The following is a 16560-nucleotide window of genomic DNA, read 5'->3' on the forward strand; positions in this document are numbered from 1 at the left end:
GTTTTTTCAATGCTTATGCTTATATTTGCTTTATAATTTCAATGTTTTAGACTCAACACATACAAACAATTATATTGTTATCATTTAAATCTAACAAAAATGACAAAGAATTCTAAAATCCTTTACACGTTTACAGACGAAGCTCCGATGTTAGCTACGTATTCTTTCTTACCGATTGTTCAGGCTTTTGCAAAAACAGCGGATATTGAAGTAGAAACAAGAGATATTTCTCTAGCTGGACGTATTTTAGCTAATTTCCCAGAATTTTTAAAAGACGAACAAAAAATTGGAGACGCTTTAGCTGAATTAGGTGAATTGGCAAAAAGTCCAGATGCTAACATTATTAAATTACCCAATATTTCTGCTTCTATTCCTCAATTAAATGCAGCTATCAAAGAACTTCAAGCTCATGGATTTGCTGTTCCTAATTATCCTGCAGAGCCAAAAACTGAAGAAGAAAAAGAAATTAAAGCAAAATATGCTAAAATCTTAGGATCTGCTGTAAACCCGGTATTACGTGAAGGTAACTCAGACCGTCGTGCTCCAAAAGCAGTTAAGAATTACGCAAAGAAACACCCACACAGCATGGGCGCTTGGGCCAAAGATTCTCAAACAAGAGTAGCTTCAATGAGTGAAGGAGATTTTTACGGTTCTGAAAAATCAGTAACGGTTGCTAAAGATGGTAAGTTCAAAATTGAATTCATCGCTGCAGACGGAACAACTAAATTATTAAAAGACTATGCTTCACTTATACAAGGAGAAGTAATCGACTCAACAGTCTTAAATCTAAATAAATTAAAAGCATTTGTTTCTGAATGTAAAGAAGAAGCAAAAGCGAAAAACATTCTTTTCTCTACACACTTAAAAGCAACGATGATGAAGGTTTCTGACCCTATTATTTTCGGTGCGGTTGTAGAAGGGTACTTTGCAGATGTGTATACAAAATACGCAAGTGTATTTGCTGAATTAGGTATTAGCCCAAACAATGGTTTAGGTGATTTATACACTAAGATTGCAGGTCATGCTTTAGAAACTGAAATCAAAACGGCTATTGACACTGCAATTACTCAAGGACCAGCAATTGCTATGGTAAATTCAGACAAAGGAATTACAAACTTACACGTTCCTTCTGATGTAATTGTCGATGCTTCAATGCCTGCAATGATCCGTACATCTGGACAAATGTGGAACAAAGAAGGAAAACAACAAGATACTTTAGCAATTATTCCAGACCGTTGCTATGCAGGGGTATACGAAACAGTAATCGAAGATTGTAAAGCAAATGGTGCTTATAACCCAACAACAATGGGATCTGTACCGAACGTTGGTTTAATGGCACAAAAAGCAGAAGAATACGGTTCTCACGATAAAACATTCCAAGCAGATGTTAAAGGAACAATCCGCGTTTCTGACGAAAACAATACTGTTTTCTTCGAACAAGCTGTGGAAGCAGGTGATATCTTCAGAATGTGTCAAACAAAAGATGCTCCTATTCAGGATTGGGTTAAATTAGCTGTTAACCGTGCACGTTTATCTGAAACACCAGCTATTTTCTGGTTAGATGAAAACAGAGCTCACGATAGAGAGTTAATCAACAAAGTAAACGAATACTTAAAACAATACGATACAACAGGGTTAGATATCCGCATTTTAAGTCCAATCGAAGCAACTAAAGTTACAGTGGAACGCATCCGCCAAGGATTAGACACAATCTCTGTAACAGGTAACGTATTGCGTGATTATCTAACAGATTTATTCCCTATCTTAGAAGTAGGTACATCTGCAAAAATGCTTTCTATTGTTCCATTAATGAACGGAGGAGGATTGTTTGAAACTGGTGCTGGTGGATCTGCTCCAAAACACATTGAACAATTCATCGAAGAAGGATATTTACGTTGGGATTCACTAGGAGAATTCTTGGCTTTAGGTGCTTCTTTTGAGCATTTAAGTCAAACACAAAACAACGTTAGAGCTTTAGTATTAGCAGAAACACTAGACGAAGCTACAGCAAAATTCTTAGATAACGATAAATCTCCAGCGCGTAAAGTAGGATCTATTGATAACCGTGGATCACACTTCTACCTAGCAATGTACTGGGCTGAAGCTTTAGCTGCTCAAACCAAAGACGCAGACTTAAAAGCTAAGTTCACTCCTATTGCTAAAGCAATGGCAGAAAATGAAGCAAAAATTAACGAAGAATTAATTGGAGCTCAAGGAAAAGCACAAGAAATTGGTGGTTATTACCAAACAAATGCAGCTGCTACTTCAAAAGCAATGCGTCCAAGTGCTACATTAAATGCAATCATTGACGCTATCTAAATCATAGCTCATTCATATAAAAAGGCTGTCTAAATAGACAGCCTTTTTTATTTTCATACCAAAAAAAGAAGGACTGAAATCAGTCCTTCTCTATATGTTAAACTCCCAAATAATTACTTGGGGTAATTTGTTTTAATTCTCCTTTAATAGTATCACTTACCGCTAAGGTATCAATAAAATTGTGAATAGAATCTCTATTGATCACGGTATTGGTACGCGTTAAATCTTTCAATGCTTCGTAAGGATTTGGATACCCTTCTCTTCTCAAGATCGTTTGAATTGCCTCAGCCACTACAGCCCAATTCTTATCTAAATCTTCTGCAAACTTATCTGCATTTAAAAGCAATTTATTTAATCCTTTTAATGTAGCTTCAAAAGCAATGATTGTATGTCCCATTGGCACACCAATGTTTCTCAGCACTGTGCTATCTGTTAAATCACGTTGTAATCTAGACAAAGGCAATTTTGCAGCTAAATGTTCGAAAATAGCATTGGCAATACCTAAATTTCCTTCTGAATTTTCAAAATCGATTGGATTCACTTTGTGCGGCATAGCGGAAGAACCAATCTCTCCTGCTTTGATTTTTTGCTTGAAATAATCCATAGATACATACGTCCAAATATCTCGATCTAAATCGATCAAAATCGTATTGATTCGCTTCAATGCATCAAAGAAAGCAGCAAAATGATCATAATGCTCAATTTGTGTTGTTGGGAAAGAATACTTTAATCCCAAACTCAATTCGACGAAATCCTCACCAAACTGCTTCCAATCGTTTTTAGGATAGGCTACATGGTGTGCGTTAAAGTTACCTGTTGCTCCACCAAACTTAGCGGCAAAAGGAACATTATTCAGCAAACGCAACTGTTCTTCTAAACGTTGAACAAACACGTTGATTTCTTTTCCTAAACGCGTTGGCGATGCAGGTTGTCCATGTGTTCTTGCCAACATGGGAACATCTGCCCACTCCTTACTCAAATCCTTTAACTTATTCACGACAGAAACAAATAAAGGCATATACACTTCGTGAAATGCTTCTTTTGTCAATAAGGGAATCGAGGTATTATTAATGTCTTGAGAAGTCAATCCGAAGTGAATGAATTCTTTGTACTGCTCTAATCCTAAACGATCAAAAGCATCTTTGATAAAATACTCAACAGCCTTTACATCGTGGTTAGTTACTTTTTCCTTTTCTTTAATCCAAAGTGCATCTTCTGCTGTAAAATCTTTGTATAATTTTCGTAATTCTGGAAATAGATCAGGTGAGATTCCACTCAATTGCGGAAGATTATATTCACATAGCGCAATAAAATATTCAACCTCAACTAATACTCTATACTTAATTAGAGCCTCTTCGGAAAAATATTGAGCTAATGATTGGGTTTTACCTCTATAACGCCCGTCAATAGGCGAAATCGCATTTAATTCTGTAAGCATCATTTAGATTGTGTTGTTAAGATACAAAGATAGTATTTTTTGTCTTTTTGTTTTTTGCTTTTGATGATTTCAATAGAAAAAGTAAGCTTCCCAGTATTTCATCAAGAAATATCAGAAAGTAACAGTGTCCGTTACTTCGCTTTTATTTTTCTTTTCCATCAGGCATTAAATTGCTTTAGACCATTCTTTGATCGCGTCTTTATTCATTTTTACGTAATCGAGATTATTTGCTTTTTCGGCTAACTCTAACGCTACCTTAGCTGTTTCTACTGCTCCGATTTTATCTCCTGCTTTAGCTTGAATTTGAGATTTTAAACGCACAAAATAATACGGAACTTTATCTGCAGATTTCTCTATGGCTTTGTTGATCCAAGATAGTGCTTTAGTCAAATCTTTTCCTGTTAAATAGAAATATTCTGCAGCCGCATAGTAATCAACAACTTTAGGTCCCTCAAATGTCTCAGTAATACTTTCCATAGCTAAGTTGTCTGTTGGTACTTTAAATCGCACAGGAACTAAAGTACGCTCCCACATGATTTCCAAATCAGCATAATCAATATTTACGTTGTTAACCGCCATGGTAAACGTTTCAAACTTTCGATCTAAATTTTGAACTTTTACTTTAGTTGACAAGGCTATTTTAGACTCCTCCCATTTTTCAGGTAATCCCCAACTGTTGGTGTCTTTATAAAAGATCACTTCCCACTCTTCTACTTTGGGAATTGTAAAAATGGCATAAGAACCTTTTTTCAATACTTTACCATCAATTTCAACGTCATTCGCAAAAGTCACAACGGTGTTCATATTTGCTCCCGTACGCCATAAACGTCCATAAGGGACTAAATCACCAAAGACTAAACGCCCACGCATATTGGGTCTTGAATAATCAATAGTCACGTCTGTAAGACCTACTACCTGGTGAATTTCGGATTTCGTACTTGTAGGAGGGGTTTGTACCTGAGCTTGTACTGCGGATAGCGCAAACACAGCTAAACTAGTAACAACAAACTTTTTTATCATGTTTATCAGTATTTTATGGTCTTTGTTATTTTAAATTTTAAGCTTACAATTTATTAATTAATCTGCTGATTTAGTCTTAAAATAAACAAAAAAAAGCGACCGAATTTCGATCGCTTTTTGTATTTAGAATTTATTTTCCTTTTTGAATTCCACCTTCTAACCATGTTTTATATTCTTCTACATCGGGGGTGTATCCTACTGGTTCAGATAAACGTTGTCCTGCACCATCTAAGACAATATAGTAAGGTTGTGCATTGGCGTGGTAGTGTTTCATTTGGAAATCACTCCATTTATTTCCAATGGTCTTAATTTTCTTGCCTGTTGTTTCAGAAATGTACTGTTCATTTTCTGGCAATTCTTTTTTATCATCTACATAAAGAGAGATTAAAACAACCTCATTTTTCAGTAGCGCTAAAATTGCAGGATCTGACCAAACATAGTCTTCCATTTTACGACAATTCACACAAGCAAACCCTGTAAAATCTAATAAAACGGGTTTATTAACTGATTTCGCATAAGCCATTCCTTGTTCATAATCCGTAAAAGCAACGATGTCATGTGCTCCATATTTGGCTCCTTCTGGCAATACTTCTGTTGCGGTAGATCCACCACCGCCTTTTCCACCAACTCCATACGGACTTTCAGCATACGTCATTGGAGGAGGGAAACCCGAAATAATTTTCAATGGTGCTCCCCATAAACCAGGTACTAAATAAATGGTAAATGTTGTAACAAACAACGCCATAAATAAGCGTCCTACGGAGATGCTATCCATTGGAGAATCATGAGGTAATCTGATTTTACCAAACAGATATAAAGCCCAAGCTCCAAAGATGGTGATCCAAATAGCTAAGAATACTTCTCTTTCCAACCAATGCGCTTGCAATACAAGATCCGCATTTGATAAGAATTTAAATGCTAGTGCTAATTCTAAGAATCCTAAAGACACTTTTACGGTATTCAACCATCCACCAGAACGCGGCATAGAGTTTAACCATCCTGGGAACATTGCAAATAACATAAATGGAAGTGCTAAAGCCAAAGAAAAACCTAACATTCCAACAATTGGTGCAATTCCTCCTTTAGATGCGGCTTCCACTAATAAAGTTCCTACAATCGGTCCAGTACAAGAGAATGAAACAATAGCTAGGGCTAAAGCCATGAATAAAATTCCTATTATACCACCTCTATCAGCTTGTGAGTCTACTTTGTTCGCCCATGAATTTGGCAGCATAATTTCAAATGCTCCCAAGAAAGACGTTGCAAATACAACAAGCAACAAGAAGAAAATCACATTGAAATATACGTTTGTAGACAGGGCATTAAGTGAATCAGCACCAAAAATTGCTGTTACAATAGTTCCCAAAACAACGTAGATCAAAATAATAGACAAACCGTAAATAATGGCATTTTTAATTCCTTTTGCTCGTGTCTTACTTTGTTTCGTAAAGAAGCTCACAGTCATTGGAATCATTGGAAACACACAAGGTGTTAACAAAGCAGCAAATCCGGAGAAAAAAGCTAGGATAAAGATTGTAAATAATCCTCTTTTCTCTTCTGTTTTAGGGGCTGCAGTAGTATCCGTTGCTGAAGCAGTTTCTTCCTTCGCTGTAGTACTCTTACTTTCATACGCTTCGAAGTTTTCTACTTCTGTAACTTGTAAAGTTTTTAAATCGTATACAAAAAGATTGCTTTGACTAATACAAACATCTAAACACACTTGGTATCCCAATTCTACTTGGATATTCGGTGTATCTGGGTTCGTTAATTTAATGTCTTGAACCAGTTGAACAGGACCTACAAAATAGGTTTCATCCACCTCAAAGACATCGTTATAAACGGTTTTGGTTTCGCTTTCTTTGGCATCACCAACCAGTTCGTAGTTTCCTTCAATATTGTTGTATATAAATTCCGTCGGCAGGGGTCCTCCATCAGCGGTATACTGGGAATACATGTGCCAACCATTTTCGATAATACCATTCCATGTAATGGTATATTCGGTATCGGATTTCTTCTCAATTTTCGTGGTCCATTTGGCAGGATTTTCCATCATCTGCGCTTGAACACTAAAAATAGACACAAAGAAAAATAGCAAATAAGCTAATTTTTTCATACGGTTAATTTAATTTTTAAAACATTAATAGTTGTACTTCTTACCTTAAATCGTTCATCCATTCGACTTCCAATAATCCATACAATGGTATCTCCTGAGCATAATAACCACAGATTTTCCTTCTGCAATTGGGTCATTTTCTCATCTTTTACATATTTAGAAATTCGCTTTGTTCCTTTCATTCCAAAGGGCACAAAATAATCTCCTTTTTTAGGTTTGCGAATAAGCAGCGGAAACTGCAATTTATCTCGGTCGAGATACGCACACAAAGAGTCCGATGTCAATTCAATTTTAGTTCTGTCATAAGTTTTAGCTGTTACGTGTATTGGTTGTTTAATTGTTTGGTTCTCTTGTAAATAATAAGAATCTCCTGGTTCTTCTACCATCTTACTTTTTAATCTCAATAATAGATGTGCTCTATCTTTGATCAAGTAATAGTGTTCTGCTGGGATTCTCTTGCCATTTTCTGCCTTGACTAAATCAGCAATATCGTTCCATGCCTTAAAACCATAAGGTTCTAACCATTTATACAAATACGCTTTAGGCAAAGACAACTCACTTAATTCTTTTAAAGGAAATAACAAGTCATCTCCTTGTCTAATGACAACTTTCTCAAACATCATCTTGCTTGCATCTTCACTCATCTGATGTGTTTCTTTTAAATGCGCAACAGTCTGTTGAAAAGCTTGATCCAGTTGTTGATTGATTTCTTTAAAAACCGGCAAGATATTTTTTCTTATCTTATTTCGCAAATATTTTGTTTGCGCATTTGTATAATCTTCCCGCCAAATCAATTGATTAGCTTCTGCATATTGTTCAATTTCCTCTCGTGTAAACACTAACAATGGCCGCCGAATATAATCTGTTTTTTCTGGTATTCCTAGCAATCCTTCAATTCCTGTTCCCCTAGAAAAATTAATAAAAAACGTTTCCATTGAATCATCCAAGTGATGTGCTGTGAGTAAAAACTTTGATTTTCCTTGTTCTATTACTTCTTCAAACCAGTGGTAACGCAATTCACGTGCAGCGACTTGAATAGATACTTTTTGGGTTGTTGCATAGGCATTGGTGTCAAATTCCCGTACAATACAAGGTACATTTAACTGCTGACAAACCTGTTCAACAAATTGCTGATCCAGTACACTATCCGTTCCTCTTAAATGAAAATTACAATGTGCAACTGTAATATCTAGTCCCAAACGATGACATAATTGCAATAGCACAAGACTATCTATACCACCACTAACCGCAATTAAAAGGGGATGTACTGTTAATTCAGCAAAATTTAATTCAATGTGTTTTTTAAACTTACTTTCCATGGATTACCTCAACATAACTAATTCAATTGGCGGATAATTGTTAACCTTTATTCACAATTGACTAGCAAACTTCAAAAATACCTCTTTTTTCATAAAAAACCTTTACAACACCTTCATTTCTGTGTATAAAAAAACCACAAAAAATATTTTGTGGTCTTATCTTATTCAAGCTCAAGAGCAGAATTTTGAGCATAGGTTCTCCATTTTTCAATACAGGCTACCATATCTTGTGGGACTTCCGAATCAAAGCGCATGTACTCTTTGGTTACAGGATGTTCAAACCCCAATGTTTTGGCATGTAGTGCTTGTCTAGGTAAAAGTTGAAAACAGTTTTCGACAAACTGTTTATACTTGGTAAAGGTTGTTCCTTTTAGAATGAGGTTTCCACCATAGCGTTCATCATTAAACAAGGTATGTCCGATGTGTTTCATGTGCACTCGTATTTGATGTGTACGTCCTGTTTCTAATCGACAAGAAACAAGAGTAACATAGCCAAAGCGCTCTAAAACTTTATAATGTGTAACGGCCCATTTTCCTTTTTCTTCCTCGTCAAAAGCAGCCATCTGCATGCGATCCTTCACATGTCGTCCTATGTAACTTTCGATTGTACCTTGATCCTCTACAACATTTCCCCACACTAAGGCAACATACTCACGCTCTGTTGTTTTCTCAGCAAATTGACGTTGAAGCTCTGTCATGGTCCATTCTGTTTTGGCTACAACCAGCAATCCACTTGTATCCTTGTCAATTCGGTGCACTAATCCGGGGCGTTCACTGCTATTTAGCGGCAGATTATCAAAGTGATAGGCTAAAGCGTTAACTAGCGTTCCTGTATAATTACCATGTCCTGGGTGTACCACCAAGCCAGGTTCTTTATTAACGATCAATAAAGAATCGTCTTCGTATACAATGTTTAAAGGAATGTTTTCTGGAATGATGATATTCTCAAATGGAGGTTGTTTCATTAATACGCGAACAACATCTAAAGCCTTTACCTTGTGGTTGGACTTTACAGGGATGTCATTCACAAAAATATTTCCATTTGATGCGGCTTGTTGAATTTTATTGCGCGTTGCATTTTCAACTAAATTCATCAAAAATTTATCTACGCGTAAGGGCGCTTGTCCTTTACCCGCTTCAAATCGAAAATGCTCGTACAATTCTTCTTCAAAATCGTCGAACATTTCATTTACGTTTTCTTGCATAACTTATGTTATCTTAATCAATATCTGGAGCTACATCCAATTGTTCTGCTGATAATCCAGCCTTTCCATCACCTAAAACAAAATCAATTCTAGAGTTTTTCACAACTAAATCTCCTTTTTTTAATTTTTTGCCATTTTGATAAATCCCCAAAACAACATCTTTTCCTATGAAAGTAGCATATGATTTTGTTCCTTCTTTCAATCCCATTGAAGCAATCGTCGAACTAGCTTGTCTGTACGTTAACTGTTCTAATTCAGGTAAAATTACTTTACCATAACCTGAGGCGTTAATCTTAACGTATATTTTTCTATGTTCTTTTACACTTGAACCAGGCATTGGATCTTGTTCCAATACAGTTAATGGCGGATAATTCTTGTTGTAATCCAACGTATCCAACACCACCATACGCAATTCTTTTTGATCGAGTGCTTGTTCAGCTTGAAAGGCATCTAGCTTCATAACATTCGGAACCTCAATACGCTGTTCGTGATTCGTTGTTATTTTCAACCATTTCAATAGGCCTAATACGCCCACAATTGAGATTAAGATGGCCGCTGCCAAAGAAATTAAAAAGCTCTTACTTTTCAAAAATTGAACTAATTTCATAGGGATATATTTTTGACAAAGATATAAAATCGAAAAGATTTTTTGTTTCTGTGTTTTGTTATAAATTTGTTTTAAACAATTTAATCCAATTCTTTTATCAATCTAACTTCAAACATCCTTGGTATATGAAGCACGTAGCAGTAATTATGGGGGGCTATTCGAGTGAATTTAAAATTTCACTAAAAAGTGGTCAAGTGGTATTTGACACCTTAGACCGCGCGCAATACACGCCTTATAAAATCCATATTTTTCGCGATAAATGGGTTTATGTCGATGAGAACAACGAGGAATTTCCCGTAGATAAGAACGACTTTTCAGTCCAGTATAAAGGACAAAAAATTTCTTTTGACGTAGTGTTCAATGCCATTCATGGAACACCTGGAGAAGACGGGTTGTTACAGGCTTACTTTGAATTGATTCAAATGCCTCATACCTCGTGTAATGCCTATCAGGCAGCTTTAACGATGAATAAAAGAGATATGTTATCTGTTTTAAAACCTTACGGCATTAAAACAGCTATTTCTTACTATTTAAATAAGGGAGACGAAATCAACCCAGAAGAAATCATTCAACGCGTTGGGTTGCCTTGTTTTGTTAAACCGAATCGCTCCGGTTCGAGCTTTGGTATTTCTAAAGCCCATACAACAGAAGAACTTGTACAAGCGATTGAAGTTGCTTATAAAGAAGATAATGAGATCTTGATCGAAAGCTTTTTAAAGGGAACTGAAGTTTCTGTTGGAGTAATCAATTACAAAGGAGAAGTTATTGTGTTACCTATTACAGAAATTGTAAGTGAAAATGACTTTTTTGATTATGAAGCTAAATATCTAGGCAAATCTCAAGAAATCACACCAGCTCGAATAGACGATACTATCAAAGCCAAGATCGAAGATATTGCAATCAAAATCTACCGTATTCTAAAAATGGATGGCTTTTCGAGAAGTGAATTTATCATTGTGGGCGATACACCCTTTTTATTGGAGATGAATACCGTTCCAGGATTAACAAGAGAAAGTATTTTACCTCAACAAGCTGCTGAAGCTAAAATTCCATTGTCTGATTTGTTTGGCAATGCAATTACATTAGCTTTGCAAAAATAAAGATTCTTAAAGTATGAGAAGAGCTGTTTTCCCAGGATCTTTTGATCCAATCACGAACGGGCATTACGACATTATTAAGAGAGCATTGCCTCTTTTTGATGAGATCATTATTGCCATTGGTGTAAATGCTGACAAAAAATACATGTTCAGTTTAGAAGAACGCAAAGTTTTTATTGAAAAGACATTTGCCAATGAACCCAAAATAAAAGTAGAAACGTATCAAGGGCTAACCACTGATTTTTGTCACCAAAAAAAGGCACAATTCATTTTAAGAGGATTGCGAAATCCGGCAGATTTTGAATTTGAAAAAGCCATTGCACACACCAATCGCTTCTTGACTAAAATAGAAACGGTCTTCTTACTCACTGCTGCAAGTACTTCGTTCATTAGTTCAAGTATTGTACGCGATGTTATTCGCAACAATGGAGATTATACCAAACTAGTTCCAGAACCTGTACGAATATAAAAAATAAAAAGTCGCCTATCGGCGACTTTTTTTATTCACTCAGCAAACCTGCTTCTTCTACTAATAGTTTTATATTTTCATACGAGTTAGCCATGGCTTCCTTAATCTGCGCCTTGTCAAACCAAACCACTTCTTCAATCCCCTCCTCTATTTGACCCTTTAGTTCTCCTTGATACGCAGTGGTCATCTCAAACCAACTAGTAATTTTTAATCGATACTTGCCATTGCGTTTAAATACGTGGTATGTCTTTGGTAGCTTCTTGGTTACCTTTAGTTGACGTACTCCCGTTTCTTCTTCAACTTCGCGAACTGCAGTCTCTTCTATTTCTTCGTATTTCTCAATACCGCCCTTAGGCAAGTCCCATTTGCCATTTCTCTTAATAAAAAGCACTTTTCCCTCTTCATTATAAACCACTCCTCCTCCTGCTTTTTGAACAGGAATCTTCTCTTTTAGCTTTTTCATCATTGCTTTTTCGTCTGGATGATATAAAAATGCCTTATCAATTTTATTTTGAAAATATTTAATGATAATTTTGTCAATATCAACACTGTCTAACAAGAACAACTGAAAATCGGTTTCTTTCTCAATTTTATCAGTGAGAAACAACGGTTTATCGTTTACAAAAACTTTATACATTTGTATTATGATTTTTACTAAAGAAACAGCTCAACAAACTGCCGAATTACTTCTGCAAATTAACGCAATTAAATTAAATCCAAAAAATCCTTTTACATGGGCTTCTGGATGGAAATCACCTATTTATTGTGATAACCGCATAACGTTGTCTTATCCAGAGATAAGAAAATACTTAAAAGACGAGTTTGCGAAACACATTGTAGAAAAATATGGTCAACCTGATGTAATTGCTGGTGTAGCAACTGGCGCTATCGGAATTGGGTTATTAGTAGCAGAAGCTTTACAATTGCCTTTTGTATATGTTCGTCCTGAACCAAAAAAACACGGAAGACAAAATCAAATTGAAGGTCAATTAGAAGCAGGAAAAAAAGTAGTTGTAATTGAAGATTTGATCAGTACAGGAAAAAGTAGCTTACAAGCAGTGGAAGCCCTAAAAGAAAACGGTGCTGAAATTTTGGGAATGGCTGCTATTTTCACTTATGAATTTCAAGTTTCTAAAGACAACTTCGCTCAAGCCGGAATTGAACTAACAACGTTGAGCAATTATTCTTCTCTATTGGAGAATGCAGTGAAACAAAATTACATTTCTGCTTCTGATTTAGAAACACTACAAGAATGGAGAGTTAATCCATCGCAATGGAATCAATAATTAAAGAAATAAGCATATGCAATTAGAAAGTCCAAAAGTAAAAGTAGCGCAATCCGCTGAATATATATTTAACGCATTATCAGACGTAAAGAACTTCGAAAAATTAATGCCTGAATCTATAGCAAAATTTGAAGTAACAGGAGATGATTCATTCATTTTCGCTTTAAAGGGAATGCCAGAAATCAAATTAAAGAAAAAAGAGGCTACACCTCATTCTAAGATTGTTTTAGGTGCAGCAAGTGATAAATTACCCTTTACACTAACAGGAGATATCACTGAAGTTGACGCGAACAACACAGAAATTCAACTTCACTTTGAAGGAAATTTCAACCCAATGATGGCGATGATGGTAAAAGGACCTATCGGAAAATTCATCGAAGCTTTAGCAGGAAACATGAATAAATTATAAAAAAAAAGAGCTTGAAAAATCAAGCTCTTTTTTTTATTTCAATTCTACTTTATACTCTAATATCTTTGGATTAGCAATAACATCTGACATTTTAAATTCTTTGACAAACGATTTACCATCTTGCGAGATCATTGCATCTTGGTAAGATACCGATTTAATAGGTTGCTCAAAACTCACTTTAATTCTATAAGTAAACATTGCGGCCATCTGTCCCATTTCTCCTAAACTCTTTGCAGCATCTTCTGGTTTAACTGAAATGGTGCGTTGTAGTGTTTTCTTCTTCCAATCATATGTTGAATGCTTAACAAATTCAGGCGCATCTAATTTCTTTCCATTTCCTTCACCTAAGGCACTTAATTCTTTTAGATTCGCCAAAGATGTATTGAGTTCCGAAGCACTTTTAGCTATAACTTTCAATCCAATATTTCCGATCGAATCATTCATCATTACGCGCATTCTCAGATTCTCCGTTTTTTTGAGTAAATCAGGATTAGCTTTGAGAATACTGTCTTTCTTTTGCTCTGGATTTTTACTTTCTAGCAAGCTAATATCCAATAATTGATCAACTGACAACTCTTCTCCATTAATTAAGTCTAACGCTTTTTTTACATCTCCAGACATTCCTCCGTTCGCACTAGGCATTGTTTGTAGCAATTCAGAAAAATCCATATCCATGGCATACGTTATTACTCCATCTTTTTTTACTGTTACCTCTTCTGTTGTTACACATGACTGCAACATAAAGCCCATGACTACGGCTAATCCTATTAACTTTTTCATCGTGATTATTTTTTTACAAAAATAGACAAATCTTATCAACAGCCGACTTTTCCTTTGGCTATTCTCTTTTTTGATTTTCTTCTTAACCTCTAGTTTTTAGTTTTTTAGTAGCCGTACATCTGTTTTAAAAATAAAAATTAAATTATAGTTGGTTATATCAAAAAGTTTTTGCAAAATTTGCATTCAAATAAGTTTAACACAAAAAAACGAAGAAAAAATGTTTGTACTAAATTCTACATCGGCATTGTTCACACCAGCACAGGTTGCTTGGGTGTATCTTCGTGGTACTTCACTGTAGTAAATCAGATTACTTAATATATGAAAAGCCCGAAGATGTAAATTCGGGCTTTTTTTTGTTTATTCCGGACCCTTTACAGAAAACCCGAATTGACACGTTGGTCGAACACCAACCAAGTTCACGCAACTCTTATTCACGAGTTGCCTTTATAGTCAATTAAACAAAAAATCATGGGAAGGAAACTTTCAGGAAAAGACCTTATTCAATTAGGTTTTCCACAGAATAATACAATTAATATTGCTTTAGGTACTATTAGTCGTTATAAGAAAAAAGAAAACAAAGACGCTATACTTAGAGAAGCAAAACAAGTGTTACAAAACCCCGAAACGTATTTAGGTGATGGTATTTGGGGAAAAGTAGCAGAAAGCCTGGTCAAACAAGTAGAGATTAAGAAACAAGAACTGATGCATACACGTGCACCCTTCTCCATTTTTGGAGCAGATGCCATTGATGAACAAACCAAGTATCAATTATATACTGCTCTAAAACTTCCTGTTGCAACAGCAGGAGCATTAATGCCCGATGCACACTATGGCTATGGACTACCAATAGGGGGCGTATTAGCGACAAACAATGCCGTTATTCCCTATGGTGTTGGGGTAGATATTGGATGTAGGATGAGTTTATCTGTATTTAATTTACCCGCAAACTTTCTCAAGGGCAAGGATCATCAGTTGATGAATATCTTATCGGATCACACTAAATTTGGGATGTATGAAACCCACCAAAACAAAGTGGATCACGAAGTATTCTATCGCGATGCTTTCAAAAATATCCCCTTTGTAAAAGGGTTGTTAGACAAGGCATATAAGCAATTGGGAACATCGGGAAGTGGAAATCACTTTGTAGAGATTGGCGTAGTACATTTAACAGAAACCAAGCCTGAATGGAAATTAGAACCTGGTAGTTATATTGCGGTATTATCGCATAGTGGCTCGAGGGGTTTAGGAGCAAATATTGCTAAACACTATACCTATTTAGCGACCAAACAATGTCCATTACCGAGTAATGCGCAACATTTAGCATGGTTAGATCTCGATACACACGATGGGCAAGAATACTGGTTGGCTATGAATTTGGCAGGAGATTATGCAAAAGCTTGTCACGATGATATCCATCGGCGAATAGCCAAAGCTTTGGGCAAACAAATTGCATTTACAATCGAAAATCACCACAACTTCGCATGGAAAGAAGTGATCAACGGACAGGAACTCATTGTTCACCGAAAAGGAGCTACTCCTGCGGCAAAGGGGCAATTAGGAATTATCCCGGGCTCAATGACAACGCCTGGTTTTATTGTGGAAGGTTTGGGAAATGAAACGAGTTTGAATTCGGCCTCACATGGAGCAGGTCGCTTACATTCAAGAAATGCATGTAAGAGTAAATTCACCAAAAGCGATATTAAAGCGGCCTTAAAAACGGCAGGTGTACAGCTCCTTGGCGGTAGCGTTGACGAAGCGCCAATGGCCTACAAAGACATTCATGCCGTTATGCAAGCCCAAGAAGATTTAGTAAGAACACTAGGCACGTTTACGCCTAAATTTGTACGCATGGATAAGTAAGATGAAAAAGATAATACAAATTACCTCAGGTCGAGGTCCTGCTGAATGTACATTTGCTGTAACTCGAATTGCTGCTATTTTCGTCAAAGAAGCAAACCAACAAGAGATAACAGCAACGTATCAAGAACAGACAACCTGCGATTCAGATTCCGTTTTTATTGAACTCAATTGTGAAGACGAACGCAAACTATTGGTTTTTACACAATCATGGTTAGGAAGTATACAGTGGATCTGCACAAGTCCTTTTCGTCCGAAGCACAAGCGAAAAAACTGGTTTATTGGAATTTTTCAAAGCGACGAAGCTAAAGAAAGAGAAGCATTAGCAGAGAGCGATTTATCCTATCAGGCGATTCGCAGTTCTGGTGCAGGAGGACAGCACGTTAATAAAGTCAGTTCTGCCGTACGCGTGACGCATCTACCTACCGGTTTACAAGTAACCGCTATGGACAGTCGATCACAACATCAGAACAAGAAATTAGCACGGACGCGATTGGAAGAAAAAATAGCCCAGATCAACGAAGCTACAAAAGAAAAACGAGAGAAAAACACTTGGTTAAACCAAATGCAGATTGCAAGAGGAAATCCCATTAAAGTATTTGTGGGGTTAGATTTTAAACAAAAAGGGAGCCTATAGCTCC

15 protein-coding genes are annotated in these 16560 nt (G+C 36.2%); 7 read left to right on the top strand and 8 right to left on the bottom strand.

Annotated elements, in window-relative coordinates; genetic code table 11:
- The first annotated feature begins 99 nt into the window (after window positions 1–99).
- Complete coding sequence (locus tag H4K33_RS07065; protein WP_182647760.1) at window positions 100–2319, top strand: NADP-dependent isocitrate dehydrogenase; 2220 nt, start codon at window positions 100–102, stop codon at window positions 2317–2319.
- A 97-nt stretch (window positions 2320–2416) separates the two neighbouring features.
- On the opposite strand, the gene purB is transcribed toward H4K33_RS07065, so the two are convergent.
- The 6 genes from purB to H4K33_RS07095 all read right to left on the bottom strand — a co-directional run bounded on the left by purB (window position 2417) and on the right by H4K33_RS07095 (window position 10021).
- Window positions 2417–3757, bottom strand: a complete 1341-nt coding sequence (gene purB / locus H4K33_RS07070) for an adenylosuccinate lyase (RefSeq protein WP_182647869.1) — start codon at window positions 3755–3757, stop codon at window positions 2417–2419.
- Between the two features lie 165 nt (window positions 3758–3922).
- Window positions 3923–4777 carry a DUF2911 domain-containing protein gene (locus H4K33_RS07075; RefSeq protein ID WP_182647761.1) on the bottom strand — a complete coding sequence of 285 codons (855 nt, stop codon included), beginning with the start codon at window positions 4775–4777 and terminating at the stop codon, window positions 3923–3925.
- Window positions 4778–4907: 130 nt separating this feature from the next.
- The gene (locus H4K33_RS07080; protein ID WP_182647762.1) at window positions 4908–6890 is read right to left on the bottom strand and encodes a protein-disulfide reductase DsbD; all 1983 of its coding nucleotides are present in this window, start codon (window positions 6888–6890) and stop codon (window positions 4908–4910) included.
- Window positions 6887–8209 (bottom strand): tRNA lysidine(34) synthetase TilS, encoded by a 1323-nt coding sequence (tilS, locus tag H4K33_RS07085; RefSeq protein WP_182647763.1) that lies wholly within the window; start codon window positions 8207–8209, stop codon window positions 6887–6889. The genes H4K33_RS07080 and tilS overlap by 4 nt, the downstream gene beginning before the upstream one ends.
- 161 nt (window positions 8210–8370) lie before the next feature.
- Window positions 8371–9414: an RluA family pseudouridine synthase gene (locus H4K33_RS07090; protein ID WP_182647764.1), complete on the bottom strand. Its 1044-nt coding sequence runs from the start codon at window positions 9412–9414 to the stop codon at window positions 8371–8373.
- A gap of 13 nt (window positions 9415–9427) precedes the next feature.
- Entirely contained in the window at window positions 9428–10021 is a 594-nt protein-coding gene (locus H4K33_RS07095) for a PASTA domain-containing protein (protein WP_182647765.1), read from the bottom strand.
- 125 nt (window positions 10022–10146) lie between these two features.
- On the opposite strand from H4K33_RS07095, the gene H4K33_RS07100 reads away from it, so the two are divergent.
- Window positions 10147–11121 (top strand): D-alanine--D-alanine ligase, encoded by a 975-nt coding sequence (locus H4K33_RS07100; protein ID WP_182647766.1) that lies wholly within the window; start codon window positions 10147–10149, stop codon window positions 11119–11121.
- Window positions 11122–11134: 13 nt separating this feature from the next.
- Entirely contained in the window at window positions 11135–11587 is a 453-nt protein-coding gene (gene coaD / locus H4K33_RS07105; RefSeq protein ID WP_182647767.1) for a pantetheine-phosphate adenylyltransferase, read from the top strand.
- A gap of 31 nt (window positions 11588–11618) precedes the next feature.
- On the opposite strand, the gene H4K33_RS07110 is transcribed toward coaD, so the two are convergent.
- Entirely contained in the window at window positions 11619–12224 is a 606-nt protein-coding gene (locus H4K33_RS07110) for an NUDIX hydrolase (RefSeq protein WP_182647768.1), read from the bottom strand.
- A gap of 7 nt (window positions 12225–12231) precedes the next feature.
- Here H4K33_RS07110 and pyrE point away from each other — a divergent pair, with 7 nt between their 5' ends.
- Both pyrE and H4K33_RS07120 read left to right on the top strand, forming a co-directional pair.
- Window positions 12232–12873, top strand: coding sequence for an orotate phosphoribosyltransferase (gene pyrE / locus H4K33_RS07115; protein WP_182647769.1), 642 nt, complete (start codon window positions 12232–12234; stop codon window positions 12871–12873).
- Window positions 12874–12889: 16 nt separating this feature from the next.
- A complete protein-coding gene (locus H4K33_RS07120) occupies window positions 12890–13282 on the top strand; it encodes an SRPBCC family protein (RefSeq protein WP_182647770.1) in 393 nt (130 codons plus the stop codon).
- 33 nt (window positions 13283–13315) lie between these two features.
- Here H4K33_RS07120 and H4K33_RS07125 read toward each other — a convergent pair whose 3' ends face one another.
- A complete protein-coding gene (locus tag H4K33_RS07125) occupies window positions 13316–14062 on the bottom strand; it encodes a hypothetical protein (RefSeq protein WP_182647771.1) in 747 nt (248 codons plus the stop codon).
- A gap of 468 nt (window positions 14063–14530) precedes the next feature.
- Here H4K33_RS07125 and H4K33_RS07130 point away from each other — a divergent pair, with 468 nt between their 5' ends.
- Window positions 14531–15922: an RtcB family protein gene (locus tag H4K33_RS07130; protein ID WP_182647772.1), complete on the top strand. Its 1392-nt coding sequence runs from the start codon at window positions 14531–14533 to the stop codon at window positions 15920–15922.
- 1 nt (window position 15923) lies between these two features.
- Complete coding sequence (prfH, locus tag H4K33_RS07135) at window positions 15924–16556, top strand: peptide chain release factor H (RefSeq protein WP_182647773.1); 633 nt, start codon at window positions 15924–15926, stop codon at window positions 16554–16556.
- Window positions 16557–16560 lie beyond the last annotated feature (4 nt).

The organism is Myroides sp. WP-1, from assembly GCF_014145635.1.
GTDB lineage: Bacteria > Bacteroidota > Bacteroidia > Flavobacteriales > Flavobacteriaceae > Flavobacterium.